Annotated in this window: 19 protein-coding genes; 8 read left to right on the plus strand and 11 right to left on the minus strand. The window is 68.9% G+C overall.

Going from position 1 to position 25653, the window contains the following annotated elements; translation table 11 throughout:
* Positions 1-225: 225 nt before the first annotated feature.
* Complete coding sequence (locus AB0M48_RS43130) at positions 226-1023, minus strand: metalloregulator ArsR/SmtB family transcription factor (protein WP_363854399.1); 798 nt, start codon at positions 1021-1023, stop codon at positions 226-228.
* Between the two features lie 32 nt (positions 1024-1055).
* Positions 1056-2498 (minus strand): neutral zinc metallopeptidase, encoded by a 1443-nt coding sequence (locus AB0M48_RS43135; protein WP_363854401.1) that lies wholly within the window; start codon positions 2496-2498, stop codon positions 1056-1058.
* A gap of 183 nt (positions 2499-2681) precedes the next feature.
* Between AB0M48_RS43135 and AB0M48_RS43140 the strand changes: the two genes are divergently transcribed.
* From AB0M48_RS43140 to AB0M48_RS43150, 3 genes are read left to right on the plus strand one after another with little or no spacing between them, the layout of a single operon-like run.
* On the plus strand, positions 2682-3272 hold the full coding sequence (locus AB0M48_RS43140; RefSeq protein ID WP_266042351.1) for a DUF6230 family protein: 591 nt from the start codon (positions 2682-2684) through the stop codon (positions 3270-3272).
* Entirely contained in the window at positions 3263-3682 is a 420-nt protein-coding gene (locus tag AB0M48_RS43145; RefSeq protein WP_363854405.1) for a DUF6114 domain-containing protein, read from the plus strand. Before AB0M48_RS43140 ends, AB0M48_RS43145 begins: the two co-directional genes overlap by 10 nt.
* Positions 3679-4386 (plus strand): hypothetical protein, encoded by a 708-nt coding sequence (locus AB0M48_RS43150; protein ID WP_363854408.1) that lies wholly within the window; start codon positions 3679-3681, stop codon positions 4384-4386. Before AB0M48_RS43145 ends, AB0M48_RS43150 begins: the two co-directional genes overlap by 4 nt.
* A gap of 945 nt (positions 4387-5331) precedes the next feature.
* Here the strand turns inward: AB0M48_RS43150 and AB0M48_RS43155 are convergent.
* On the minus strand, positions 5332-6702 hold the full coding sequence (locus AB0M48_RS43155) for a neutral zinc metallopeptidase (protein WP_363854411.1): 1371 nt from the start codon (positions 6700-6702) through the stop codon (positions 5332-5334).
* A 133-nt stretch (positions 6703-6835) separates the two neighbouring features.
* On the opposite strand from AB0M48_RS43155, the gene AB0M48_RS43160 reads away from it, so the two are divergent.
* Positions 6836-7531 carry a hypothetical protein gene (locus AB0M48_RS43160; protein ID WP_363854414.1) on the plus strand — a complete coding sequence of 232 codons (696 nt, stop codon included), beginning with the start codon at positions 6836-6838 and terminating at the stop codon, positions 7529-7531.
* On the opposite strand, the gene glgB is transcribed toward AB0M48_RS43160, so the two are convergent.
* From glgB to AB0M48_RS43180, 4 genes are read right to left on the minus strand one after another with little or no spacing between them, the layout of a single operon-like run.
* The gene (gene glgB, locus AB0M48_RS43165; protein WP_363854417.1) at positions 7454-9625 is read right to left on the minus strand and encodes a 1,4-alpha-glucan branching protein GlgB; all 2172 of its coding nucleotides are present in this window, start codon (positions 9623-9625) and stop codon (positions 7454-7456) included. The genes AB0M48_RS43160 and glgB overlap by 78 nt on opposite strands.
* A 3-nt stretch (positions 9626-9628) precedes the next feature.
* Positions 9629-10939, minus strand: a complete 1311-nt coding sequence (locus tag AB0M48_RS43170; protein ID WP_363854420.1) for an aminoglycoside phosphotransferase — start codon at positions 10937-10939, stop codon at positions 9629-9631.
* Positions 10940-10946: 7 nt separating this feature from the next.
* Positions 10947-12755 carry a maltose alpha-D-glucosyltransferase gene (gene treS / locus AB0M48_RS43175; RefSeq protein ID WP_266042342.1) on the minus strand — a complete coding sequence of 603 codons (1809 nt, stop codon included), beginning with the start codon at positions 12753-12755 and terminating at the stop codon, positions 10947-10949.
* 33 nt (positions 12756-12788) lie between these two features.
* On the minus strand, positions 12789-14765 hold the full coding sequence (locus tag AB0M48_RS43180; protein ID WP_363854425.1) for an alpha-1,4-glucan--maltose-1-phosphate maltosyltransferase: 1977 nt from the start codon (positions 14763-14765) through the stop codon (positions 12789-12791).
* 242 nt (positions 14766-15007) lie between these two features.
* On the opposite strand from AB0M48_RS43180, the gene AB0M48_RS43185 reads away from it, so the two are divergent.
* The 3 genes from AB0M48_RS43185 to AB0M48_RS43195 all read left to right on the plus strand — a co-directional run bounded on the left by AB0M48_RS43185 (position 15008) and on the right by AB0M48_RS43195 (position 20125).
* On the plus strand, positions 15008-16579 hold the full coding sequence (locus tag AB0M48_RS43185; protein WP_363854428.1) for a protein kinase: 1572 nt from the start codon (positions 15008-15010) through the stop codon (positions 16577-16579).
* A 121-nt stretch (positions 16580-16700) separates the two neighbouring features.
* Entirely contained in the window at positions 16701-19289 is a 2589-nt protein-coding gene (gene glgP, locus AB0M48_RS43190) for an alpha-glucan family phosphorylase (protein WP_319989632.1), read from the plus strand.
* Positions 19290-19588: 299 nt separating this feature from the next.
* Positions 19589-20125 (plus strand): hypothetical protein, encoded by a 537-nt coding sequence (locus AB0M48_RS43195; RefSeq protein WP_363854431.1) that lies wholly within the window; start codon positions 19589-19591, stop codon positions 20123-20125.
* 83 nt (positions 20126-20208) lie between these two features.
* Here the strand turns inward: AB0M48_RS43195 and AB0M48_RS43200 are convergent, their stop codons facing one another.
* From AB0M48_RS43200 to glgX, 4 genes are all read right to left on the minus strand, one after another.
* The gene (locus tag AB0M48_RS43200; RefSeq protein ID WP_363854434.1) at positions 20209-21330 is read right to left on the minus strand and encodes a hypothetical protein; all 1122 of its coding nucleotides are present in this window, start codon (positions 21328-21330) and stop codon (positions 20209-20211) included.
* Between the two features lie 38 nt (positions 21331-21368).
* Positions 21369-21758: a rhodanese-like domain-containing protein gene (locus AB0M48_RS43205; RefSeq protein WP_363854437.1), complete on the minus strand. Its 390-nt coding sequence runs from the start codon at positions 21756-21758 to the stop codon at positions 21369-21371.
* Entirely contained in the window at positions 21755-22342 is a 588-nt protein-coding gene (locus AB0M48_RS43210) for a cysteine dioxygenase family protein (protein ID WP_363854440.1), read from the minus strand. The genes AB0M48_RS43205 and AB0M48_RS43210 overlap by 4 nt, the downstream gene beginning before the upstream one ends.
* Before the next feature lie 241 nt (positions 22343-22583).
* The gene (gene glgX, locus AB0M48_RS43215; RefSeq protein ID WP_363854443.1) at positions 22584-24698 is read right to left on the minus strand and encodes a glycogen debranching protein GlgX; all 2115 of its coding nucleotides are present in this window, start codon (positions 24696-24698) and stop codon (positions 22584-22586) included.
* Between the two features lie 164 nt (positions 24699-24862).
* On the opposite strand from glgX, the gene AB0M48_RS43220 reads away from it, so the two are divergent.
* Complete coding sequence (locus tag AB0M48_RS43220) at positions 24863-25630, plus strand: ABC transporter ATP-binding protein (RefSeq protein WP_266042357.1); 768 nt, start codon at positions 24863-24865, stop codon at positions 25628-25630.
* Positions 25631-25653: the final 23 nt, after the last annotated feature.

Genomic DNA, 25653 nt, shown 5'->3' on the forward strand with positions numbered 1-25653 from the left:
GGGGCGGCCGGTTGGGTCGTTGGGTGGGTGGGGGTGGTGTCCCCCTCCCCCGCCCCACCCCGCGCGGCCCACTCGCAGGGGGGGTTGTCAAGCGGACGAAAAGCGTGTCCGCTTGACACCCCTCCTTGCATGCAGCAAGAGCTGTGGCGCGACTCGTGATGGGACCCCACCGCCCTGCCCGCTTGGTAAAGACGGCTCGCCTTCGGCTTCGCGGTGGGGTGGCTGCTAGGGGCGTCTGCGTTCCAAAAGGACGGTGTCTCGCCATTCGCCGTGGTGCTTTGCGATTCGTTCGCGTAGGCCCACTGTGCGGAAGCCTGCTTTGTGGTGCAGGGCGATGCTGGCTCGGTTCTCCGGGAAGATGACTGCTTGCAGGGTCCACAGGTCGTCTGCGTCCGCGGCTGCTACCTGGTGGTGCAGCAGGGTTTTGCCCACGCCCTTGCCCTGGGAGGCGTCGGCCACGTAGATCGAGGTCTCCACTACTCCGGCGTAGCACTCTCGGGCTGAGACCGGGGTGGCTGCTGCCCAGCCTGCGGTCTTGCCGTCCACCACGGCTATCCAGCGGTGGTCTGGCAGCCACTTGGATTCGAGCGTTCTGCGGGACGGGACTTCGGTTTCGAACGTGGCGTTGCCCGAGGCTATGCCTTCGCCGTAGATGCGGCGGACGTCTGGCCAGTCCGCTGCCGTCATGGTGCGGATGGTGACGCCCTGGGCCGGGGTCATCGTGCCTGATGAGGAGAGGGCGCCCATCACCGCGTCTGCCGCGTGGGGGAGGCCCGTGCAGCAGGCGGGGTTGACTGTGACGAGGGTGGTTGTGCCCTCGCGCTGGATGTGGAGGAAGCCGACCTCTGCCAGTTTGCGGACGTGGTGTGAGCAGGTGGACTGGCTCACGCCCAGCTGGGTGGTGAGTTCTCCTACGGTGACCGGGGCCGGGGACGAGGCCACGTAGTTCAGCAGGCGGACTCGGGTCGGATCGGAGAGCGTCGCGAACCAGGAGGCGTAGGTCGTGGCTTCGTCGGTTAGCACAAGGCAAGTATCGACGTTGGTCGATTAAAGGGTCAAATCGAGTACTTCTTCACGCAGAACGAGAGGCCTCGGAAGAAGCCGTCGCCGAACGCTTCCACGCGCGCGAAGCCCGAGGGGACCGCTTTGCCGTTGACGTCTGCCGCGATGAGGCTGTCGTCGGCCAGGAGCTCTGCCACCGCCTCGTCCAGGTCGCCTGGGGACAGGCGCAGGCCCGCTGCCGCGTTGGGGCGGTTGGTGAGGCCCGCCCAGGCTCCTGTCAGGCAGGCGGTGCGCTGGCCCGCCGCGTCGTCGTCCAGTTTGAAGCCCGTCGCGTGCTGGATGGAGAGGGAGAAGCGGGAGGCGATGACGGCGAACGCGGCGAAGTCGCCGATGCCGCCCTTCGTGCCCTTCTTCGGGGGTGTGCCGATCTTGACCAGTTGTGGGAGGTCCAGCTGGAGCTGGTTGAGCGCCGGGCAGTAGGAGGCGGGGGAGGTGGTCTGGGCGTTGGCGCAGGGCTTGATGCCTGCCTTGTCGAAGGCGGGGAAGGCCGCGCCGCTCGACTTGTAGGCGTCGCGCAGCGACTCCTCCAGGGCCCTGAGGTACTTGTCCTCGTTCACCTGGGCGTTGCCGCGGCCCTGACCCTGGTCGGTGTCGGAGAGGTCGAACGGGCGCTCGGTGATGCGCTTGGAGATCTCGGCCTCGTTGATCTCGGCGCAGCGGGCGGCGCCTCGGGTGAAGCCGAACTGGAAGGCGGAGACGCGGTCGAACGCGCTGCCGTGGGCGCCCTGCTTCTCGAACGACGTGCCGGCGCTGTCGCGGATGAAGAACATCGTCTGCAGGACCTGGTTCAGGCCCTCGCCGGTGGAGAGCTCGAAGTGCTTCGACTTGTTCTCGGCGATCCAGCGCATGAAGACGCCGGTGTAGCAGTCGGCCTGCTGCTCCTTGACGATCGACGGCGTGTTGGCGCCGATGTTCGAGGCCGGGCCGAGTTTGTACTGGACGGCGTGGCCCATCTCGTGGGCCAGGACGGTGACGACGGCCATCGGGCCGAAGGAGTCCTTGAGCATCGGCAGGAGTTCGCCGCGGTCCCAGGTGATGCTGTCGTCGAGGGCGCAGTAGAACGCGTTCGCGATGCCCGTGGTGTTGAGCTTGCAGACCTCGACGCCCTTGCCGCCCGAGTCGTAGGAGATGAAGCGCTTCACCGGTTCGAACGTCTTGCCCGCGAACGAGGCGGGGAACTCGGCCTTCCAGAACTCCTGCACGTCGGCGAGGGTGTTGATGGCCAGGCGGTCCATGTCGCCGCCGTCGCCGTTCTCCACGCCCAGGTCCGCGTCCGGGACGCCCTTCTTGGGGCCGGACGGGCCGTTGGAGATCTCCAGCCCCGCGACCTTCGTGGGGTCGGGGCGCTCGCCCTTCGGTTCGCCGTCGACCACGGAAGCGCACGCGGTCAAGGTTGCGGTCACGGCCAGCGCGACGGCGATTCGTCCGAATCCCATGAGGTCAGACCCTACTAAGCGCGTTGCGACGTCCTGCGGCAAGGACCTTCGGCCAAACGTGAAACTCTCTCACCCTCGGGGGTGATTTCAAGACTGCGCGGACTCGTTTCCGTTGTCCCGCCTGCGTTTTCGCGAGCACAGTCCCCCTCACGCAAGCCTTCAGTGTGGAAGGAGTCCGGGGGTATGGGTAGAACGCGCTGGGCACGGTTCGTCGGGGTGCTCGGCATCGGCGTGGTCGGTGCCGGTGCCCTCCTGTTCGGCATGTCCCAGGGAGCGCTGGCCGCCTCGTTCGCGGTGTCCGGCACCAATTTCAAGGTCTCCGCCGACAACTTGACGGGCCAGGGATTCGTCCAGTTCGGCGGTGTGGACGCGGGAGCGGGCAAGACCCACGTGGTCGCGGTCAGCGGCTTCAAGACGGCGAGGCTGGACAAGTTCTGCCAGTCGGTGTTCGTCGCCAACATGCCGATCGTCGGGGACGTCACGATGCGCATCACCGCGGACGGCGTGGGCGGCATGTCGGCGGAGAACCTCGTCGTCAACCTCACCGACCTCAACGGCGACCTCGTCCTCGGCAACCCCGAGATCGGCATCGACGCCAACAAGGTGACCAAGGGACCGCAGAACCTCCGCGGCTTGCCGGGCTCGTTCGGTCTGCAGGCCGACTCGGCCAACATCACGTCGTTGCAGCAGACCGCCTGGGCCACCACCGCCCAGACCATCAGGTTCAAGGGCATGAACCTGACCATCCGCCAGGGGAAGCAAGAGTGCTTCTGACGACCTGGCGCCGTTTCACGGCGTGGCGACGCGGCCGGCCCTTCTGGGCCGGTCTCTTCGTGGCCGTGGGCGCGCTCCTCATCCTGTTCCCGCCGTTCGCCGGGCTGAAGTTCGGCGACCTGATGATCTCGATGCAGACGCTCGGTGGCGTGTCCGCGCTGCTGATCGGGACGTTGCTGGGGATCTGCGCGGTCGCGCTGTGGGCGCAGCCGAGGTTCCGGCTGGCGTCGGGCATCGTCACGGTGCTGCTGTCGCTGGTCGCCGTCGTCGTGACCAACTTCGGCGGCTTCATCATCGGCACCCTCTCGAGCCTTCTCGGCGGTGCGCTCGCCCTGGCGTGGACGGACGAGCCGAAGAAACCGAAGCAGGCGAAGGAACCGGAGACGACCCAGGGGGGTCAGCCCACATGACGGCGGCGCAGTCGCTCGCCGCCGTCACGATGGTCGCGGTCCTGGCGCTGCAACCGCCATCGAGCACCGAACCACCACCGTCGTCGGACCCCGGCAGCAGTTCCCCGGCCCCGACCAGCACCACGACGTCGGAACCACCACCCGCGTCGAGCACCAGTGCCACCCCGCCGCCGGTGTCGTCCACCGTGCCGACCCCGCCGCCCAGCACGGAGCCCTCGACGCCGGCACCACCGCCACCGGCCCCTGCACCGGTGGCGGCGGGAGGGCGGGAGTGGACCCTCACGGCGTCCAGGCTCGACCTCGGTGGCCTCGACTTCGTCGGGATCGTCGACGCGCTGCTGAACGGGCAGGTCGTCAAGGTCCTGAAGTTCACCGCTGCGGACATGAAGATCAAGGACCTGGTGCAGACCGCCGAGATCTCACCGGGCTTCAAGCTGGTGACGGCGGCACGGCCGGGCAGCACGTCCACGGTCTCGCCGGGCCGGATCGAGCTGTTCACGGTGCAGCTCAAGGGCAACCTGGACATCCTCGGGATCAAGATCCCGGTGGACTACACGGCGGCGCACCCACCGCCGCTGAACGTGCCGTTCGTGACCTTCACCGAGGTCACGGTGCGCAACACGGACCTGGTCGGCGGAACGCTGAAGATCCCGGGCGCGCGGATCTCCGTGGTGTCCGACCAGGCTCCGGCCGCCCGACGCTGAAGCCCGCACCAGGCCTCGAGCCGGTGCGGGCTTCCGCTTGTCCTCAGTAGGTCTTGTTGTCCTTGTCGACGTACAGCAGGTCTTGTTGTCCTTGTCGACGTACAGCGTCGGCGCGTCATCAGCCGGCGCGACGGCTTGCGTCACCCAGAAGCCGAACTGGTCGGTTCCTCCGTCGGGGTCCGGCCCCACGTAGTGCAGCGCCGCGAACCCCTTGTCGACATCCAACTTGAACATGCGGTCGGGGATCTCCAGGACACCGAACTTCGGCAACTCCCAGGCGGCGATCTGAGTGGGATGAGGTTGCGCGTGGTCCGCCAGGTAGGCCAGCACCCGATCGAGCTCTGACGCGGTACGGACGGCCTCAGGCTCGTCGGCGCGGTTTTCGCCGTGGTAGTACCAAATGTCCAGCGTGTAACTCACCGCACATCCTTTCCGACTCCACGTGCTCCACACCACCCAGCCGCATGCGCCAGCCGACTTCGACCTCGACGTGTTTCGAAGCCTCGAGGCTCGCTCCTGGGCGGCCGATGCCCAGGCGAACCAGGTGATCGTTGATGCGGTCATGCTCGCCATCGGGTTCGCGCCCACTCGCGACCGCATGACCCACGGTTGCTCACGCGGCGACATCGGCTCTGCTGGAGGTGACACAGGGGCTGTGGGCCCCGGCTTCGTCTCGGACTCGAACGTCGCGCGGACCCGGGCAACACCTTCCAGCGCCGTCTTGGCCTCGCTGATCAGTGCCTGCGCGCCGTGCCCGGCTGCGCTGAACGATGCAACGACGGCATCGGCTTCAGCCATCTCCGCGGTTCCGGACATCGTCTCCGCGAAGTGGGATCGGCACTCGTCAGCGAGCACGGACACCTGCATCAGCCTGGCGATCGAGTCTCGACCTTCCGAACGACCTGATCCAGAACGGCGGCAACGTCCGCGAACGTGGTCAAGTCGTCAGACGCCGCACTTCTTCGCGCCTTCGAACACGCCCTCGCGGAACTTCGCCACCCGCTCGAACCCGGGGTCCACGGGGTTCGAGCCCAAGGTGTCACGGGCCGCGTAGTCGAACTGCAGCAGCACCGTCACGGCCTCGTCGAAGTCGCCCGGCGAGAGCCCGAACCCGTCCTGCCGCTTGAACACCTCGCCCGTGTACGCGCCGGCCAGGCACAACGCCGCGGCGGAGGCGCCCTCGCCCTCGGTCGGCTTGCCCAGCACGGCGAGCTCGGCCATCGCGTACCTGGTCGCGATCAGCGTGCCCGTCGCGTAGTCGCCGAACTCCCTGTGCAGCGCCGGTAGCTCGTCCTTGGTGTCGATCTTGATGGTCTTGTCGGCCGGGCAGTACGCGACGGGACCCTGGTCGCCGGAGCAGGTCGGCTCGGTCTGGGAGGCCTCCGCGCGCGGCGACGGCCAGTTCTTGCCGGCGGTCGTGGCGAGGTTCTTGAAGAAGCCGTCGAGGTCGGGCGTGACGGCTTCGAGCATGTCGTCGAACGGCAGGTTGCCGCCGTTCGCGCGGTCCTTCACGCTGGTGAACGCGCGCTGCGTGAACTGGCGGTTCTGGACCGTCATCGCGCCGCAGAACTTCGTGCCCTGCTCGTAGCCGTCCTGGAAGGCCGCCACGCGGTCGAACGCGCTGCCGTGCGCCTGCTCGTCCTCCGGGGAGGTGCCGACCGGGTCGCGGAACGTGATCAGCGCGCCGAGGGCCTTGTCCAGGGCGTCCGCGTTGATGTCCAGGCGCTGCGACTTGCCGTCCGTCACGTTGCGCACGAACGCGCCCGCGAAGCAGTCGGCCTGGGCCTCGGTGAGGATCGTCGGGTACCTCTCCGGCTCACGGCGCTCGGCCTCGGGCGTGATGCCCATGCGGTTCTGCACGGCGTGGCCGATCTCGTGCGCGAGGACGACGACCACGGCGGCCTCGCCGAAGCGGTCCTGCAGCACCGGCAGCAGGGACGCGCGGTCCCAGGCGATCGCGTCGGCGGCCGGGCAGTAGAACGCGTTGCCCTCCACGTCCGCGGCCTTCTGCGTGCACGGCGGCGGCTTCGCGGTGGCGTCGGCCGTGTCGACCGAGAAGTAACCGCCGCCCAGCGGCTTCCACGGCTTGTTGAAGGTCGTTTGGAACGACTCGGTCCAGAACTCCTCGATGTCCGTGAGCGCGGTGGCGGCCAGCTTGTCGATAGGGCCGTTGTCCGAGCCGCGCACCTGGACGGTGGTGGTGGACGCCTCCTTCTTCACCACCTTGGCGGCACGGGGCGTCCCCGGGATCTGGGCGGTGCACCCTGCGGCAAGCAGGGCGGTGACGACGATCAGCGCGATGCTCCGGTGCCGCATGGAACCATTGTGCCTGCCGGCCGGCTCCCGGGGCGTCCTAGTCGTCCAAGTCAGGCGCATACAAGGGGCAACGTGCGGCGGACTGATCAGGTTCACCGGGCCGGAGTCGCCCGATCGACTTACATTTCCATTCGTGCGCGAAGTGTTGTGCGCCCTGTTGCTCCTTCTGGGCCCTCCCACGGGGGCCGACCCGACCATGCCCGGTTGCCTCGGGGGCATCGCACCGGAGCCGCGGGCCGGCGTGATCGTCGGGCCCGGCACCGCCCACTCGGCGCTGGCAGCGGTGCCGGGAGGCGTCTACGACCTGTCCGTCTGGGCGGGCAGCCGGGCACCGGGACCCGCGACGACGACCGGGCTGCGGTTCCTCGATGGCGCCGGCGTTCAGACCGGACGCACCTACGCGCTGCGACCGGTCCGCGAGACGAAGCGCCAGAACAGTTACGGCATGGTCGCACCGCGTGACGCCGCCACGGTCCAGTTCTTCGCCACCACGACCACGGAGATCCACTGGGACTGCGTGTTCCTCAGGGTGTCCGCCTACGACGTCGCGCTCGAAGCCGGGCAGGACACCCTGGAGATCACCGTCACCAACACCGGCAGCGAGCCGCTGACCGGCCTGAAGCTCACCGTCACCGGCTGCGCGGACTTCCCGCCGTTCGACCTGGAGGACCAGGTCGTCCGCACCTGCGCGGGCACCGGGCCCGCGCAGGTGTCCGGTGCGCTCTACTGGAACGGAGCGCTGCCGGACGTCTCAGAGAGTCTCGATCTCGGTCACCGGGTCGGGGACCAGCCACAGCACCCCGGAGGGCGGCAGCTGCAGGATCGCTGAGTACGGCCGCCCGTGCCACGGCCTGGCCTCGGCCTCGACGCCACCGAGGTTGCCCACGCCCGAACCGCCGTAGTGCGTGGCGTCGGTGTTCACGAGCTCCTTCCAGCGTCCGGGGGACGGCAGGCCGACGCGGTAGTCGTGGTGGGGCGACCCGGAGAAGTTCGCCACGCAGGCGAGCGTCGAGCCGTCCTCACCGATCCGCAGGAACGACAGGACGTTGCCGCCCGAGTCGTTCGCGTCGATCCACTGGAACCCCTCCGGCGTGACGTCGTTCGAGAACAACGCCGCGGCGGTCTTGTACACCGAGTTCAGGTCGCGCGTCAGCGCCTGGATGCCCTGGTGCAGCGGCTCCTGCTCGACGAGGTGCCAGTCGAGCGACCGCGACTCCGACCACTCCTGCCGCTGCCCGAACTCGCCGCCCATGAACAGCAGCTGCTTGCCCGGATGCGCCCACATGAACGCCAGCAGCGACCGCACGCCGGCGGCCTTGTTCCAGTCGTCGCCCGGCATCCGGGTCCACAGCGAGCCCTTGCCGTGCACCACCTCGTCGTGCGAGAGCGGCAGCACGAAGTTCTCGCTCCACGCGTACACCAGCGAGAACGTCATCTCGTTGTGGTGGAACGAGCGGTGCACCGGCTCACGCGAGAGGTAGTGCAGCGTGTCGTGCATCCAGCCCATGTTCCACTTGAAGCCGAACCCGAGCCCGCCCAGGTGCGTCGGCCGCGTGACGCCCGGCCACGCCGTCGACTCCTCGGCGATCATGACGACGCCGGGGTGCCGCTTGTAGACGGTCGCGTTCAGCTCCTGCAGGAACCGCACCGCGTCGAGGTTCTCGCGGCCACCGAACTCGTTGGGCAGCCACTGGTCCGCCGGCCGTGAGTAGTCGAGGTAGAGCATCGACGCGACGGCGTCCACGCGCAGACCGTCGAGGTGGAACTCCTCGATCCAGTACAGCGCGTTCGCCACCAGGAAGTTCCGGACCTCGTTGCGCCCGAAGTCGAAGACGTACGTACCCCAGTCGAGCTGCTCGCCACGACGCGGGTCGGCGTGCTCGTACAGCGCCGTGCCGTCGAACTTCGCGAGCGCCCAGGCGTCCTTGGGGAAGTGCGCCGGCACCCAGTCGACCAGCACGCCGATGCCGCGCTGGTGCAGCGTGTCGACGAAGTACCGGAAGTCGTCCGGGGACCCGAACCGCGAGGTCGGCGCGTAGTACGAGGTGACCTGGTAGCCCCACGAACCACCGAACGGGTGCTCGGCCACCGGCAGCATCTCGATGTGCGTGAAGCCCATGTCCACGCAGTAGTCCGCGAGTTCCGTGGCCAGCTCGCGGTACCCGAGACCGGGCCTCCACGAGCCGAGATGCACCTCGTAGGTCGACATCGGCGCGTTCGCCCACTGCGTGGCCCCGCGCTTGGCCTCCCACTCCGCGTCGCCCCACTGGTACTCGGACCGCGTGACGACCGAGGCCGTCTGCGGCGGGACCTCCGTCGCGAACGCCATCGGGTCGGCCTTCTCGTGCCAGACGCCGTCCTGGCCGAGGATGCGGAACTTGTACCGCGAGCCCACCGCGACGTTCGGCAGGAAGACTTCCCACACACCGCTGGAACCCATGGAGCGCAACGGGTTCGCGCGGCCGTCCCAGCCGTCGAAGTCACCGGTCACGCGCACACCGCGCGCGTTCGGCGCCCACACGGCGAACGAGACACCGGTGACGTCACCGGCAATCGTCTCGTAGCAACGAACGTGTGCGCCGAGCACGTCCCAGAGCCGTTCGTGCCGGCCCTCGCCGATGAGGTGCAGGTCGAGCTCGCCGACGGTCGGCAGCCACCGGTACGGGTCGTCGACCTCGACCGTGTGGTCGCCGTAGGACACCAGCAGCCGGTAGTCGCCGGGCGCTTCGGGCAGTTCGCCCTCGAACAGCGCGTCGGCGATCCGTGGCAGCTCGACCTGCTTGTCACCCCACGAGATGGCGACCGACGTCGCGCCTGGGCGCAACGCCCGCGCGATCACCTGGTCGCCGACGGTGTGCACACCCAGCACCGAGTGCGGGTCGTGGTGCGCGCCTGACAGGAGTCGGTCCAGGTCGGCCTTCACGACTTACTCTCCTCCGCTAGTCATCCGGGCGATCGACGACAGCGGAACCGTCAACCACTCCGGCCTGTTGGCGTGTTCGTAAGCGACCTCGTAGACCGCCTTGTCCAGCTCGAAAGCGCGCAGCAGGTGCGCGTGGTCCCGCGGGTCGTCCGCCACCTCGGCGTAGCCGTCGCAGAACGCCGCCCGGTTGCGCTTCGTCCACTCCATCGCGCGGTAGGCGAGCTGGTCGTCGTCGGGCTGGCCGATGAGCAGCTGCCTGGCCGCGTAGTCGAACGACCTCAGCATCCCCGCCACGTCGCGCAACGGCGACCGCAGCGCGAGGCGGTCCTCGACCTTCGCCGCGGGCTCGCCCTCGAAGTCGATCAGCAGCCAGCCGTGCACGGTCCGCAGCACCTGGCCGAGGTGCAGGTCACCGTGGATGTGCTGGATCGGAATCGCGCCGATGTGCCGGCGCGCCTCCTCGAACGCGGCGCGCAACGGCACCTCGTGGCGGCCCAGTTCCGGCACCGCCTCCAGCACGACGTCCAGGCGCCGTTGCATGCCCTCGATGGCGCGGTCGATCGCGTCCTCGTCCGCGATCCGCGTGCCCAGGGCCTCGGCGAGATCGGCGTGGACCTTCGCGACGGCGTGGCCGAGGCGTTGCGCCTCGCCCGCGAAGTCGCCGCCGACCTCGAACGCGTGCAGGTCGGCCTCGGCCATCAGGTCGCGCACCGAGGTCTTGGCCATGTCCCAGCCCTCGACCGCGTCCGGCAGGAACTCCTGCAGCATCGCGAGCGTGATCTGCTGGTCGTTCAGGGTGGTGGAGATCGAGCCCAGCGGCAGCGCGATGTGCTCGCAGCCGACGGACCGCAGCGCGCGGTGCATCGTCAGGTCGCGGTTCTCGCCGTTCGCGAGCTTGCGGAAGATCTTCAGGATGTACTGCTGGCCGTAGATCAGCGACGTGTTCGACTGCTCGACGCCGATCGGCCGCCCGCGCAGGCCCGACCGCAGTTCGGTGCCGGGCTCGTGCGCGAACGTGATGCCGTCGGCGGTGTACCCGGACGCGATCCGGTCGAGCAGCACGCCGTTGTGCTCCGGGTCGAGCAGGACGTCCCAGGCGCCGGTGCTCAGGCTCAGCGCGCCCTGGTAGTTCTCGGTGCGTCCTGGCTGTTCGACCTCGAAGACCACGTGCACCAGGTCGCCGTCCACGACCGTCGTCCTCAGTGGACGGACGGCCGTGATCGGCCTGTCCTTGCCGCCGAACCACCTGGCGGCCGGGAGCAGATCGGGTAGCGAGGCGGCCAGCTTCTCGACCAGTTCGTGGGGATCGGTCACGCGCGATTCACCTCATCTCGCTGTCGTCGCCCGCCTCTACCAGCTGGAACCAGTAGAAACCGTGACCCGGAAGGGTCAGCAGGTAGGGGAGTTCCCCGATCGCGGGGAATTTGACACCTCCGGTGAGCTCCATCGGCGCGTAGTCGCGGTGCTCGGAGAGGTCCAGCTCGACGGGTTGCGGGAAGCGCGACAGGTTGTTCACGCAGAGCACGATGTCCTCGCGGCCGTCCGGGCGCTTCCACTGCCGCTTGTAGGCGAGCACGCTCGGGTTCGAGCCGCCGAGCTCGGTGAAGTCGCCCTCGGCGAACGCGTGGTGCTGCTTGCGCACCTCGATCATGTGCCGCGTCCAGTTGAGCAGCGACGTCGAGCTGTTGAGCTGCGCCTCGACGTTCAGGCCCTGGTAGCCGTAGACCGGGTCCATGATCACCGGCAGGTAGATCCGGCCGGGGTCGCAGCTCGAGAAGCCCGCGTTGCGGTCCGGGGTCCACTGCATCGGCGTGCGCACCGCGTCACGGTCCTGCAGCCAGATGTTGTCGCCCATGCCGATCTCGTCGCCGTAGTACAGAACGGGCGATCCGGGCAGCGACAGCAGCAGCGCGGTGAACAGCTCGTGCTGGTTGCGGTCGTTCTCCAGCAGCGGGGCGAGGCGGCGGCGGATGCCGATGTTCGCCTTCATCCGCGGGTCCTTGGCGTACTCCGAGTACATGTAGTCGCGTTCTTCGTCGCTGACCATCTCGAGCGTGAGCTCGTCGTGGTTGCGCAGGAAGATGCCCCACTGGGCGTTCTCGGGGATCGACGGCGTCTGGGCGAGGATCTCCGAGATCGGGAACCGCGACTCGCGCCGCACCGCCATGAAGATCCGCGGCATCAGCGGGAAGTGGAACGCCATGTGGCACTCGTCGCCGCCGACCGCCGGGTCACCGAAGTACTCGACCACGTCCGACGGCCACTGGTTCGCCTCGGCGAGCAGCACCCGGCCGGGGAACTCGTCGTCGACGACCTTGCGGCACTTCTTCAGGAACTCGTGGGTGCGCGGGAGGTTCTCGCAGATCGTGCCCTCCTCTTCGAAGAGGTACGGCACGGCGTCGAGGCGGAACCCGTCGATGCCCAGGTCGAGCCAGAACCGCAGGATGTCGAGCATCGCCTCCTGCACTTCCGGGTTCTCGTAGTTGAGGTCCGGCTGGTGGCTGAAGAAGCGGTGCCAGAAGAACTGCCCGCGCACCGGGTCGTAGGTCCAGTTCGACGTCTCCGTGTCGACGAAGATGATCCGCGCGTCGCTGTAGCGCGAGTCGTCGTCGCTCCACACGTAGTAGTCGCCGTACGGGCCGTCCGGGTTCTGCCGCGACTCCTGGAACCACGGGTGCGCGTCGGAGGTGTGGTTGAGCACCAGGTCGGTGATCACGCGGATCCCGCGCCGGTGCGCCTCCTCCAGCAGGTACACGAAGTCCTCGACGGTGCCGAACTCGGGCAGCACCGCGCGGAAGTCGCTGATGTCGTATCCGCCGTCGCGCAGCGGCGAGGCGTAGAAGGGCGGCAGCCAGAGGCAGTCGACGCCCAGCCACTCCAGGTAGTCCAGGCGCGAGGCGAGACCGCGGAGGTCGCCCGTGCCGTCGCCGTTGGAGTCGCTGAAGGCGCGGACGAGCACCTCGTAGAAGACAGCGCCCTTGAACCAGTCCGGGTTGGCGGATGCCGGTTTCGCCGACTTGAAGTCCTCAGCCTGAGGTTCGACCAGGAAGCCGTCGTCGTCGATGGCTTCTCCGGTGTGCGGTGTTCCTTCCAGCCCGAGCGCAGCGTCGGGACGGGAGTCGTCGGCCATGGTTCCCACCTCGTCGGGGGTTGTGCGGGTTGATCAGCTGAAACGGCGCTGCAAGCTCACGACGTGCGCGGTGGCACGCCACGGCTCGAGGCGGACGTAGTTGGCCTGTCCCCAGTCCCACGTCTCGCCGGTGACCTCGTCGTGCGCGATCACCCGCTCGTGCCAGTCGAACCCGAGGTCGGGCAGGTCGAGGTACAAGGTCCCCTCCTGCGTGTTGTGCGGGTCGAGGCTGACGACGACGACGACCGTGTCGCCCGTTTCCGGGTCACGCTTGGAGTAGGCGACCAACGCGTCGTTCTCGATGCTCTGGAACTTCAGCGTGCGCATCTGCTGGAGCGCGGGATGCGCCTTGCGGATGTGGTTGAGCTTGCGCAGCCACGGTTCGAGACTACGGCCGTCCGCCAGTGCACGGGCGTAGTCGCGTGGCCGCAACTGGTACTTCTCGGAGTTGAGGTACTCCTCGCTGCCGGGCTTCACGGCCTCGTGCTCGAAGAGCTCGTAGCCGCTGTACACGCCCCACGTGGGGGAGAGCGTGGCCGCGAGGGCCGCGCGCAGCCCGAACATCGCCGGGCCGCCGTGTTGCAGCGACTCGTGCAGGATGTCCGGCGTGTTCACGAAGAGGTTCGGCCGCGCCTCGTCCCAGTGGTCGCGGACGTCCTCCCCGAACTCGATCAGCTCCTGCTTGCTCGTCCGCCATGTGAAGTACGTGTAGGACTGGGTGAAGCCGAGCTTGGCCAGGCCGTAGAGGCGAGCCGGGCGGGTGAAGGCCTCCGCCAGGAACAGCGTGTCCGGGTAGACCTCCTTCACCTTCCAGATCAGCCACTGCCAGAAGTCCGGCGGCTTGGTGTGGGGGTTGTCGACCCGGAAGATCCGCACCCCGTGCTCGGCCCAGTACAGGACCACGCGCAGCACCTCGTGGTAGAGGCCCTGCGGGTCGAGGTCGAAGTTGATCGGGTAGATGTCCTGGTACTTCTTGGGCGGGTTCTCGGCGTACGCGATCGTGCCGTCGGGCTGCGTCGTGAACCACTCCGGGTGCTTGAGCACCCACGGGTGGTCGGGCGCGCACTGCAGCGCGAAGTCGAGCGCCACCTCGAGGCCCAGTTCCTTGGCGCGCGCGACGAGCGCGTCGAAGTCCTCGATCGTGCCGAGCTGCGGGTGGATCGCGTCGTGCCCGCCCTCGTCCGCGCCGATGGCCCACGGTGACCCCGTGTCCTCGGGAGTCGCGACGAGCGTGTTGTTGGGGCCCTTGCGGTTGACCCGGCCGATCGGGTGGATCGGCGGGAAGTAGACGACGTCGAAGCCCATCGCCGCGACCCGGTCGAGCTCCTTGGTCGCCGTGGCGAACGTGCCGTGCACCGCCTGGCCGGTCTCGTCGATCCCGCCGGTGCTGCGCGGGAAGAACTCGTACCAGGAGCCGTAGGCGGCCTTCTTCCGGTCGCACCAGATCTTGTACGTCTTGCCCTTGGTGATCAGCTCGCGCACGGGGTGCTCGAACATCACCTTCTGCACGTCGGCCGCGAAGGCCGGCGCGACGCGTTCGGCGAGCGGCCGGTTCTCGTCCCGCAACGCCGCCGCCGCGGAAGTGAGGAGTGCTCGCTCTTGACGCCTATCGGGTCGCCTTGCCACCCGATCGAGTAGCCCTGCTCCGATTTCAAGATCGTTTGCGAGATCACCGGGACCCTGTCCCGCCGCGATCTTCACCTCAACGGCGTGGTTCCAGGTGCCCCAGGGGTCACTCCACGCATCGATCCGGAACGTCCAGGCGCCTTCGGCGTCCGGAACCACGGTTGCGCCCCAGCGGTCGAGGCCGATTCCGACCTCGTGCATGCGGGTCTGACGAGCGACTCGGTCGTTCGGTCCGCGCCAGCTGACTGTGGCCGCGAGTTTGTCGTGTCCCTCGCGCCACACCGTGGCCGCAACCGGAATGTGTTCTCCCACAACGGCTTTGGCTGGATACCTGCCAGCCGACACCACCGGGGATACCTCGTCGATACCGAGCCGTCCGCTCATCGGCAGCGCCCTTCCGCCGTATCGCTTCGCGTTGATGCGTCAAATCCTGCCTTGCTCGATCAAGCCGTCTGACAGCGGGTTACCCCATCTAGATCCGTACCCCGCCACCGCCGATCGCACACCTCGAGCGTTGATCGTGTCCAGGGTCTCTCGGCCACGTTCCCGGCGCTTGGCGGCTTTCTCATTGGACACTTCCCGTACAACTCACCGTGTTAAGGGTGCGCTACAGGTACCGTGCGCGCGTGAACAAGCTTGGAGGCCGCTACGTCCTGCTCGATCAGCTCGGCGCCGGTGCCATGGGTGTCGTGTGGCGAGCACGCGACGAGTTCCTGCACCGTGACGTGGCGGTCAAGCAGCTGCTTCTGAACGACGTCGAGTCGAACGAGTTCCACGAGGCCGTGCAGCGCGCCATGCGCGAAGGCCGCATCGCCGCCCGGTTGCAGCACCCGAACGCGATCGCCGTGTACGACGTCGTGGTCGAGGACGGCAAGCCCTGTCTTGTCATGGAGTATTTGCCGTCCCGCAACCTCTCCTCGATCCTGGAGCGCGGCCCGATGCCTCCGCAGGAGGCGGCGCGGGTCGGTTCGCTGGCCGCGGGCGCGCTGGCCGCCGCGCACAGCGCGGGCATCGTGCACCGCGACATCAAGCCGGGCAACGTCCTCATTGGACGCGACGGCACGGTGAAGATCACCGATTTCGGCATTTCGCGCGCTTTGGGCGATGTGGCCGTCACCAAGACCGGCATGCTCGCGGGCACGCCCGCGTACCTGGCGCCGGAACTGGCCCGCGGTGCCGAGCCCGCGCCGCCCTCGGACGTGTTCTCGCTCGGCGCGACGATCTACGCGATGACCGAGGGCGAGCCGCCGTTCGGCAAGAGCACGAACGACCTGGGCCTGCTCTACAAGGTCGCGCGCGGCGAGACCCGCCCGCCGACGCGCTCCGGCCCGCTCACCGGCCTGCTGACCCGGCTCCTCGCGAACGAGCCGTCGCAGCGCCCCACCGCCGCCCAGGCCGCCGAGGAGCTGAAGGCGATCGCGTCCGGCGCCCCGGTCCCCGTCACCCGCGTGATCCCGCCGCGCCCGATGACGCCGCCGACCGGCACCGCCGTGATGGGCGCCGCGGGTCCGGGCACCATGCAGGGCCCACCGCGCACGATGCCCCCGCAGGCACCGCGCACCCGCCCGCCCGCGCCGTTGCCCGCGACCTACGACGACTACGAGCCCGAGCCCGAACCGAAGAAGAGCAACCGGGGCCTCGCGGTCGCGGCCGCGATCCTCGGCGTGCTCCTGATCTCCGGCGTCGCCTACGCGATCATCTCGAACCTCGGGGACAACTCGACCGCGGGCGGCCCCAGTTCGACGCCGGTGACCACGTCGGAGACCCCGGAGCCCACCTACGAGCAGACCACCAACCCCCCGGCCAAGACGACCGAGAAGCAGACGCCGTCGCAGACCAAGCCGAGCCCGCCGCCGTCGTCGAAGCCGCCCGCCACCAAGTTCACCGTCGCCCAGATCACCACCTTCGTGAAGCAGCACTACGCGAAGCTGCCGGCGAACGTCGACGCCGCCCGCGGCGACTGGGACCCGGGCCAGGCACCCGGCGCGGCCGAGGAGAAGGAGTTCTGGGGTCAGTACTCCAAGATCGCGATCAAGGAGGGGCCGCTGGTGAACGCGAACGAGGACGGCACGTTCACCGTCACGACGCTGCTGGAGCTGACCGAGAAGGACACCAACAAGGCGACGGCCGAGGAGCACACGCTCAAGATCTCGGGCAAGGGCGACAAGCCGCTGATCACCGACGAGCAGCGGGGTTGATCGGCGATCGAAGTATTCGCTGCTCACGGCCCGTCCCCGTCTTGACCGGTTCTGCAAGTCGTTGCAGGTCTGACCGGGAACGTTGTCAGGTACTCAGGGGTGGCAGGTAAGTTCGCTCGTCATGCGAGCACTTCGCCGGTTCACCGTCCGAGCCAGCCTGCCGGAGCCCCTGTCCGCGCTGAGCACGCTCGCCACCAACCTGCGCTGGACGTGGCACCCGCCCACGCAGGACCTCTTCGCCTCGATCGACCCCCGCGTCTGGTCCGAGGTCGGTGGCGACCCGTTGCGTCTGCTCTCCGTCGTCGACGCGGGCAAGCTGGAGTCGCTGGCCAGAGACGAGCAGTTCCTGCTCAAGCTCCACGCGCTCGCGAGCGACCTGGAGCGGTACGTCCAGGGTCCGCGCTGGTACCAGCGCAGGCAGGACGAGATCGCCCAGCGCCGCGAGCACGGGGCACCCGACACGCCGCTGCCCACGAGCGTCGCGTACTTCTCGATGGAGTTCGGCGTGCACGAGGCGCTGCCCAACTACTCGGGCGGTCTCGGCATCCTCGCGGGCGACCACCTCAAGGCAGCCTCCGACCTGGGCGTTCCGCTGATCGCCGTCGGTCTGCTCTACCGGTCCGGGTACTTCCGGCAGTCGCTGTCGCTCGACGGCTGGCAGATCGAGCACTACCCGACGCTCGACCCGCGCGGACTGCCGCTGGAGCTGCTCACCGAGCCGTCCGGGCTGCCGTTGCTGGTGCACGTGGCCATGCCGGGCGACCGGATGCTGCGCGCGAAGATCTGGAAGGCGCAGGTCGGACGCATCCCGCTGCTCCTGCTCGACTCGGACGTGGAGCAGAACGACGAGGACCTGCGCGGCGTCACCGACCGGCTCTACGGCGGCGACCAGAACCACCGGATCCGCCAGGAGATCCTCGCCGGCATCGGTGGCGTGCGCGCCGTGCGCACGTTCTGCGAGCTCACCGGCCACGCGCAGCCCGAGGTCTTCCACACCAACGAGGGCCACGCCGGGTTCCTCGGCCTCGAGCGGATCCGCGAGTACATCACCAACGACGGTCTCGACTTCGACCAGGCGTTGACGGCCTCGCGCGCGGGTGCGGTGTTCACGACGCACACGCCGGTGCCCGCCGGCATCGACCGCTTCCCGGTCGACCTGGTCCAGCACTACTTCGGCGCCGAGAACCTGGTTCCCGGCGTGAACACCCAGCGCATCCTCGCGCTGGGCGCCGAGGAGAACCCCGGCATGTTCAACATGGCGCACATGGGCCTGCGGCTCGCCCAGCGCGCGAACGGGGTGTCCAAACTGCACGGTGAGGTCAGCCGGGACATGTTCCGCGGCCTCTGGCCGGGCTTCGACACCACCGAGGTGCCGATCGGCTCGGTCACCAACGGCGTGCACGGGCCGACGTGGGCCGCGACCGAGATGAGCAAGCTGCTCGGAGCGTCCGAAGCGGACAACCAGACGAGCAACGGCCTCGGCATCGGCGCGTTCGAGCCGGTCACCGACGCCGGGCTGTGGGAGCTGCGGTCGACGCTGCGCGGCCGGCTCGTCGACGAGGTGCGCCGCCGGGTCCGCGAGTCGTGGCTGCAGCGCGGCGCGTCGGCGCTGGAGCTGGGCTGGACCGACTCGGTCTTCGACCCCGACGTGCTGACCGTGGGCTTCGCACGGCGCGTGCCGACGTACAAGCGCCTCACGCTGATGCTGCGCGACCCGGAGCGGCTGCGTTCGCTGCTGCTGCACCCCGAACGGCCCGTGCAGCTCGTCGTGGCGGGCAAGTCGCACCCGGCCGATGACGGCGGCAAGGCGCTGATCCAGCAGATCGTGCGCTACGCCGACGAGGCGGGCGTGCGGCACCGGATCGTGTTCCTGCCGGACTACGACATGTCCATGGCCCGGTACCTGTACTGGGGCTGCGACGTGTGGCTGAACAACCCGATGCGCCCCCTCGAAGCGTGCGGCACGTCCGGCATGAAGGCGGCGTTGAACGGCGGCCTCAACCTGTCCATTCGCGACGGCTGGTGGGACGAGCTTTACGACGGCTCGAACGGCTGGGCCATCCCGACCGCGGACGGCGTCAACGACCCGGTCCGCCGGGACGACCTGGAGGCCAACGCGCTGTACGACCTGCTCGGTTCGCAGGTCGCGCCGCTGTTCTACGACCGGGGCGAGGACGGCGTGCCGACCCGCTGGATGTCGATGGTCCGGCACACGCTGGCCTCGCTCGGCCCGGTGGTGCAGGCCTCGCGCATGGTCCGCGAGTACGTGGAGACCTACTACGCACCGGCCGCCGCGTCCGCGCAGAACGTCGTCGGCGAGGGCTACCGGGGCGCCAAGGAGCTCTCCGCGTACCGGCACCGGCTGCGTGCGTCGTGGACGCGGGTACGGGTGCTCGACAGCGACCTGGTCATCAGCGGCTCCTCCGTGCCGGTGCTCGGAGCGCCGGTCATCGTGCGCGCACGGGTCGAACTGGCCGGGCTGGAACCGTCCGAAGTGGACGTCCAGGTCGTGCTGGGCAAGGTGTCGCACGACTCCGACGAGCTCAAGGACATCGTGTCCGCGCCCATGAACTACGCGGGCAACGGCAACTACGAGGCCGAGGTGCCGCTGCCGCACGCCGGAGCGCTCGGCTACACCGTGCGCGTGCTGCCGCGCCACGGCCTGCTGGCGACCTCCGCGGAACTCGGCAGGGTCGTTCTCGCCGGCTGATCGCTTCACGGCATTGACACAGGGCATCCAGCCCGCCTGAAAAGGCGGGCTGGATGCCCTGATGTGTCTGTCTTCCTTGTTGCCTGTTCACTGCTCGTGACCTGAGTCAGGCCTGTACCCCTTTAGGTCCTTCGCTCAAACGAATGACCCCTTTTTCAAGTGGGTGAATTCAGGATCTCCGCTGGTAGGGGGCCTAGATGCGGGCTTACGCTCCTCTGCATGGAATGAACCGCACGGGAATTCGTCGAAGCTTTCTCGGAGTGGCTCCAAATGAATTGTGTTTGAGGAAGAAGGTAGCCGTGAAGAAGACGATTACCGCACTCTCGCTCGTCGCAGCTCTGTTCACCGCCTCGACCATCCCGGCTGCCAGTTCGTCGCCCGCCGCGCCAGAACTCCCCGCCGCCTGCGCCGCTCTCGTCACGGACTTCGCCGCCAAACTCAAGAAAGCGGTCGGCAGCCTCGTGCCCGTGCCCAACGTGGAGGCCGTGAAACCGTTGATCGGTGACCTCCTCGCCCTCGTGACAGCGCTGCAGAACGCCGGATGTCTACCGACACCTCCTGTCAGCGCGCCGGGCGCACCTGTGCCGGCGAGGGCCGCCGAGTACACAGGTCCGGCCGACCAGTGCCTGCCCGTCGTGCTGAACCTGATCTCGGCCGTCGCCGGGCTGGGCGGCACGGTCCTCGGGGCCGCGGCCGGGCCGCCCGACGCCGCCAAGATCACCGCAATGCTGAACACGGTGCTCGACACCGTCAAAGAACTGCTGGGCAAGTGCGGCCTGCCGGCACCTCCCGGAGGCCTGCCCGCGATGCCCGGCCTGCCGGTGCAGAACAGCTGATCTGTCCGCGGGGTGCGAAGGGCCCGTCACCGTTCCCGGTGACGGGCCCTTCGCCGTGAGTCTTCCGTGGTGCAGGCCGAAGGTCAGCCGATCTCCAGGCGGGCGCGGGTCGCCGCCACCCGCGGACTCCAGCCCGCCAGATCGTGCGCCTCGGCCACGAACTCGCGGGCCTTCGCGTTGTCGCCGTCCGCCATCCACGCCCGCGCGATGGTGATCAGGTCGTCCGCGCGGCCCTGCGCGTTCTCGCTCGACTCGGCGGAGTAGCCCGCGAGTTGCCTGGCCTTCGCGGTGTCGCCCTCGATCAACGCCATGATCGCCAGCGTCCCGTTCGCGCGCGATTTGGGATATCCGGCCTCATAGGCGTTGTCGAACATGTTGCGTGCGGTCTCCAGCCCCACCTCCGCGGGGAACTGCCCCGCCTCGACCGCCAGCACGGCGACCCCCGCGGTGGTGGCCATGACGAACGCCAGGTCGCGCTTGCTCAGGTCCTCGCGGCCGGTCAGCCCGATCACCGTCTGCAGCGCTTCGAGGTACCGCTCGCGGGCGCACGACGTCACGACCTTGAGCCCGACGACGGTGAGCAGGTCGGGGTGCTCCCGCACCAACTCGGAGTAGACGCGCTCGGCCTCGTCGAGGTCACCGCGCTGGTAGGCGTCCATGCCGGCGAGCACGCCGGGCCGTGCCTCCAACTCGCCGAGCGGCCGTCCGGAGAGCTTCGGCAGCGAGAACACGAACCAGCCCAGGCTCGTGTTGCCCGGTCCCTCGACCGGCACGAGCTGCCAGAGGAAGCAGACGGTCGCGGCGAGCGCCATGCCCTTGCCGAACGCGCTGCCGGTGGCGAGCCACGTCACCGCCGCGACCGCCGCGCAGAAGACGATCGCGAACGCTCCGGCGAGGACGGTCCGCCGGCGCACACCCGGCTTCAGGCCGGTGATCCCGACCGTCGCGAGCACGGGGATCTGGCGGAGGACGAGCCGCTGGTGCGTCCACGTCCACGACTTGAGCTCACCGCCGACACCGATGATCACGTGCGTGATCCGGAGGCCGAACAGGACCGCGCCGAGCGCCAGGCCTGCCTGGGCCGCGGTCAGCTCCACGATCAGGCCGACCAGTGCTCCGGCCAGGCCGAGGTGGAACTCCGGGAGGGTCCAGCCGATCGTCCCGGCCACCACCAGTGCCGTCACGATCCAGCGCACAACTGTCACGATCACCAGACGTTACCGGCGTGACCGCGGTTCCCCGGTCAGACCACGGGCTGCGAGCCGCCCTCGCGGATCGGCAGGCCGGCCGCGCGCCAGCCCCGGTACCCGCCGACGAGGTCCGTCGCGTTGGGCAGGCCGACCCGTTGCAGGTCCCGGGCCGCGAGCGACGACGCCCAGCCCTCGTTGCACACCACGACCACGGTCGTGTCGGCGGTGAACCCCGGCAGCCGCCAGTCGCCGGCCGGGTCGAGCCGCCACTCCAGCACGATCCGCTCGACCACGACGGAGTTCTCGATCTCGCCCTCGGCCAGCCGGTTGTGGGCGGGCCGGATGTCGACGACGAGCACGTCCTCCAGCGCGAGCACCTCGTGCGGTTCCAGCCGCTCGAGGTGCGACCGGGCGTCTTCGAGGATGGTGTCGAGCGTGCTCACGGGCCCTCCAGGTCGGCCAGCTGACGCAGTTCGGCCAGAGGCAGGCGCTGCGCGGGCAGCGGTGGGATCGAGTCGGGGATGTCGTGCAGCGACGCGTACTCGCGGGTCGGCACGAGCGGCGGCGAGTAGGCGTGCACGGTCGCGGCCGGCCTCTCGAACGGGTTCAGCACCTGGTGCGCGCGCCCGGACCCGAAGCCCAGCGCGTCACCGGTGTCGCGCACCGCGGACCGGATCGGCCCGGCGGGGTAGCGGTAGTCCTCCCGCAGCTTGCCGGTCAGCACGGTGAACGACCCGGCCGACCCGCCGTGGTCGTGCGGCTCGGTGCCCTGGCCCGGCAGCCACGACAGCAGCCACAGCTCGACGCCCTCGGTCAGTCCCAGCCGCGCCCACCAGCGGCGTTCGGTGGAGTAGTCGAGGATCTGCAGCAGCCCGGTGGTCAGCTCGCTCGCCACGAACGAGGTGAGGTCGCGCAGCTCGCGCGGCGTCCACAGGTCGCGGGACGGATGGATCACGTCACGCAGCAGCCGGCCGTCCAGTACCGGGTGGAGGTCGAATTGATCTTGGTCTGCATGCGTCGAGGTCACGCACTCGCTCCTGAAGGCCGCGTCGGGTACGGGTAGCGATCAAGACGCGACGCAGGGCGCTGTCAGCGCGTGCGTCGCGTCGAGCTACACCCGCACGACGCCACGAGCACGAGGTCGATCGTGCGGTCCGTCCAGCAGTAGACGACCACGAGCGTGATGGTGCCAGACGCGCTCGGAATGTGGCTAGAGCGTCCATTTGCCGGAAGAACCTCGGACACAGAGTCAAGTGACCGCAAGGAGTTCAGCGCGGGATGCGGAGCAGCAGCAACGAGCGCGCGGGCACGGTGAGCTTCTCCCGTGCCGTGAAAGAACCGGGATTCGCGGGGGAGCCGTCCGCCGTCGTCGTGTCGAGGAACGGCTCGTACGACGGCCCGTAGCGCTCGTGCGGCAGCGTCACGGTGATGGCGTCCGCACCGGCGTGCATCAGCATCAGCCACGAGTCGTCGGACACGAGCTCTCCGTCCCGTGTGCGGGAGAGGCAGTTCGAGCCGTCGATGAACATGCCGAGCGTGCGGCGGCCCTCGTCGAACCAGTCCGTCTCGGCCATCTCCCGCCCGTCCGGCCGGAACCACACCAGGTCCGGGTTGCCGCTGGGCGTCGTGCGGCCCTCGAAGAACTCGGGCTGCCGCAACGCCGGTGACGACGCGCGCAGGTCGATCAGCCGCTGCGTGAACCCCAGCAGCGCCTCGCTCGCGTCGCTCGTCGTCCAGTCGACCCACGACACCTCGTTGTCGAGGCAGTACGCGTTGTTGTTGCCGCCCTGGGTGCGCCACATCTCGTCGCCGGCCGTCATCATCGGCGTGCCGGTCGACAGCAGCAGCGTCGAGAGCAGGTTCCGCGCCTGCTGCGCCCGCAGCGCGAGGATCCCGGGATCGGACGTCTCACCCTCGGCACCGCAGTTCCACGAACGGTTGTCGTTCGTGCCGTCGCGGTTCTCCTCGCCGTTCTCCTCGTTGTGCTTGTCGTTGTACGACACCAGGTCCCGCAGCGTGAAGCCGTCGTGCGCGGTGATGAAGTTGATCGACTGCCACGGTCGGCGCAGGTCATCCGCGTACAGGTCGCTCGACCCGGAGAGCCGGTACGCGAGATCGCGCACGGACGTGTGGCCACGCCAGAAATCCCTCACCGTGTCGCGATACCGGCCGTTCCACTCCGCCCACTGCATGCCGAAGTCGCCGACCCGGTACCCGTCGCCCGTCGCGTCCCACGGCTCGGCGATCAGCTTCGACCGGCACAGCACCGGGTCCGTCGTGATGGCCGTCAGCAGCGCCGAGTCGCGGTCGAAGAACCCGCCGCCCGGCCGGCCCATCGTCGAGGCGAGGTCGAACCGGAACCCGTCGACGCCCATCTCCTCGGCCCAGTACCGCAGCGAGTCGGTGACCAGCCGCACGACCTGCGGCGACCCGGCGTCCAGCGTGTTGCCGCAGCCCGTGATGTCGACCGTGCTGCCGCCGCCGGCGTGCAGGTAGTACCCCGGCGCGTCGTAGCCGCGGAAGCAGATGGTCGGCCCGCCGGGCCCGCCCTCGCAGGTGTGGTTGTAGACGACGTCGATCAGCACCTCGATGTTCGCCGCGTGCATCGCCGCGACCATCGTGCGGAACTCCTGGACCTCGTTGCCGGGTTCGCTCGCGTACGCGGCGTGCGGCGCGCAGTAGCCCAGCGGCGAATAACCCCAGTAGTTCGTCGCGCCCCTGCTCAGCAGCGACGGCTCGTCCTGGAACGCCTGGACGGGCAGCAGTTCGACACTCGTGACACCGAGGCGCGTGAGGTGCTCGATCGCCGCCGGGTGCGCGAGCCCGAGGTAGGTGCCGCGCAGCTTCTCCGGGATCTCCGGGTGGTTCTTCGTGAAGCCCTTGACGTGCATCTCGTAGATGACTGCCTCTTCGAACGGCACGTCGGGCTTCACGCCCGTGTCCGCGCCGCCCGGTGAGCTGACGACGGACAGGGGCACGCTGCCGAGCGAGTCGACCGCGGACGGCGGCCCGTGCATCGGGTCGCCGACGTAGCCGAGCGAGGCCTCCAGGTTCGTGATCCCGCCCTCGATCTGCCGCGCGTACGGGTCGACCAGCAGCTTCGCCGGGTTGCACCGGAGCCCGCGCCCCGCGTCGTACGGCCCGTGCACCCGGAACCCGTACCGCTGGCCGGGTGTGACGCCGGGCACCAGACCGTGCCAGACGCCGAACGTCCGTTCGGTCAGCTCGACCCGTTTCTCGGTGCCGTCGTCGTCGACGAGGCAGACCTCGACCGCGTCGGCGACGTGGGACGTCACCGCGAACCGGACACCGCCTGCTTCGGCGTGTGCCCCCAGCGGGAACGGTCGGCCTGCCAGCACCTCGGACTCGGGTCGCGTAGCCATGCCTCCGATCTTGGCATCCGATACCGACAAAAAACTTGAGAGTTCACACAGGCGGCGCAGCGGCGTCACCCCGCGCGAGGGACACCCCGATGAGTGGTCGGTGCGAGGCCGTTCGGAAGAATGGGGGCGTGGCGGACGTCGACGTGACAGATCTGGTCGTGCACATGGCGGGCGTGTCGGTCCGCCGAGGCAAGAACACGCTGGTCGGAAACATCGACTGGAGCGTGGAACTGGACGAGCGCTGGGTGGTGCTGGGCCCGAACGGTGCCGGCAAGACCACCCTGCTGAGGCTCTCCAGCGCCGACCTGCACCCGACCAAGGGCAAGGTCCACCTCCTGGGTGAACGACTGGGCAAGACGGACGTCCAGGAGCTCAAGCCCCGGATCGGCCTGTGCTCCGCGGCCCTGGGCGGCCGCATCCCGCCGGACGAGACGGTCGTCGACCTGGTCGTCTCCGCCGGCTACGCGGTGCTCGGCCGCTGGCGCGAGGAGTACGGCAAGCAGGACACCGACCGCGCCCGCGAGCTGCTCGGCACCCTCGGCATGGCGCACCTCGCCGACCGCCTCTACGGCACGCTGAGCGAGGGCGAGCGCAAGCGCACGCTGATCGCCCGCGCGTTGATGACCGACCCCGAGATGCTGCTGCTCGACGAGCCCGCCGCCGGTCTCGACCTGGGCGGCCGCGAGGACCTGGTCGCGAAGCTCTCGGAGCTGGCGATGGACCCGGACGCGCCCGCGATGGTGCTGGTCACGCACCACGTCGAGGAGATCCCGCCCGGCTTCACCCACGCGTTGCTGCTGCGCGAGGGCTCGATCGTGGCCCAGGGCCTCCTGGAGGACACCCTGACCGAGGAGAACCTCTCGAAGACCTTCGGCCAGGATCTCGAATTGCAGAAGTCCGGGGACCGCTTCTTCGCCCGCAGGAAAGTTTGAGAAGCTACCGCTAGGTAACGTGA

Source organism: Lentzea sp. NPDC051208 (assembly GCF_040682435.1).
In the GTDB taxonomy this organism is placed as follows: domain Bacteria; phylum Actinomycetota; class Actinomycetes; order Mycobacteriales; family Pseudonocardiaceae; genus Lentzea; species Lentzea kristufekii.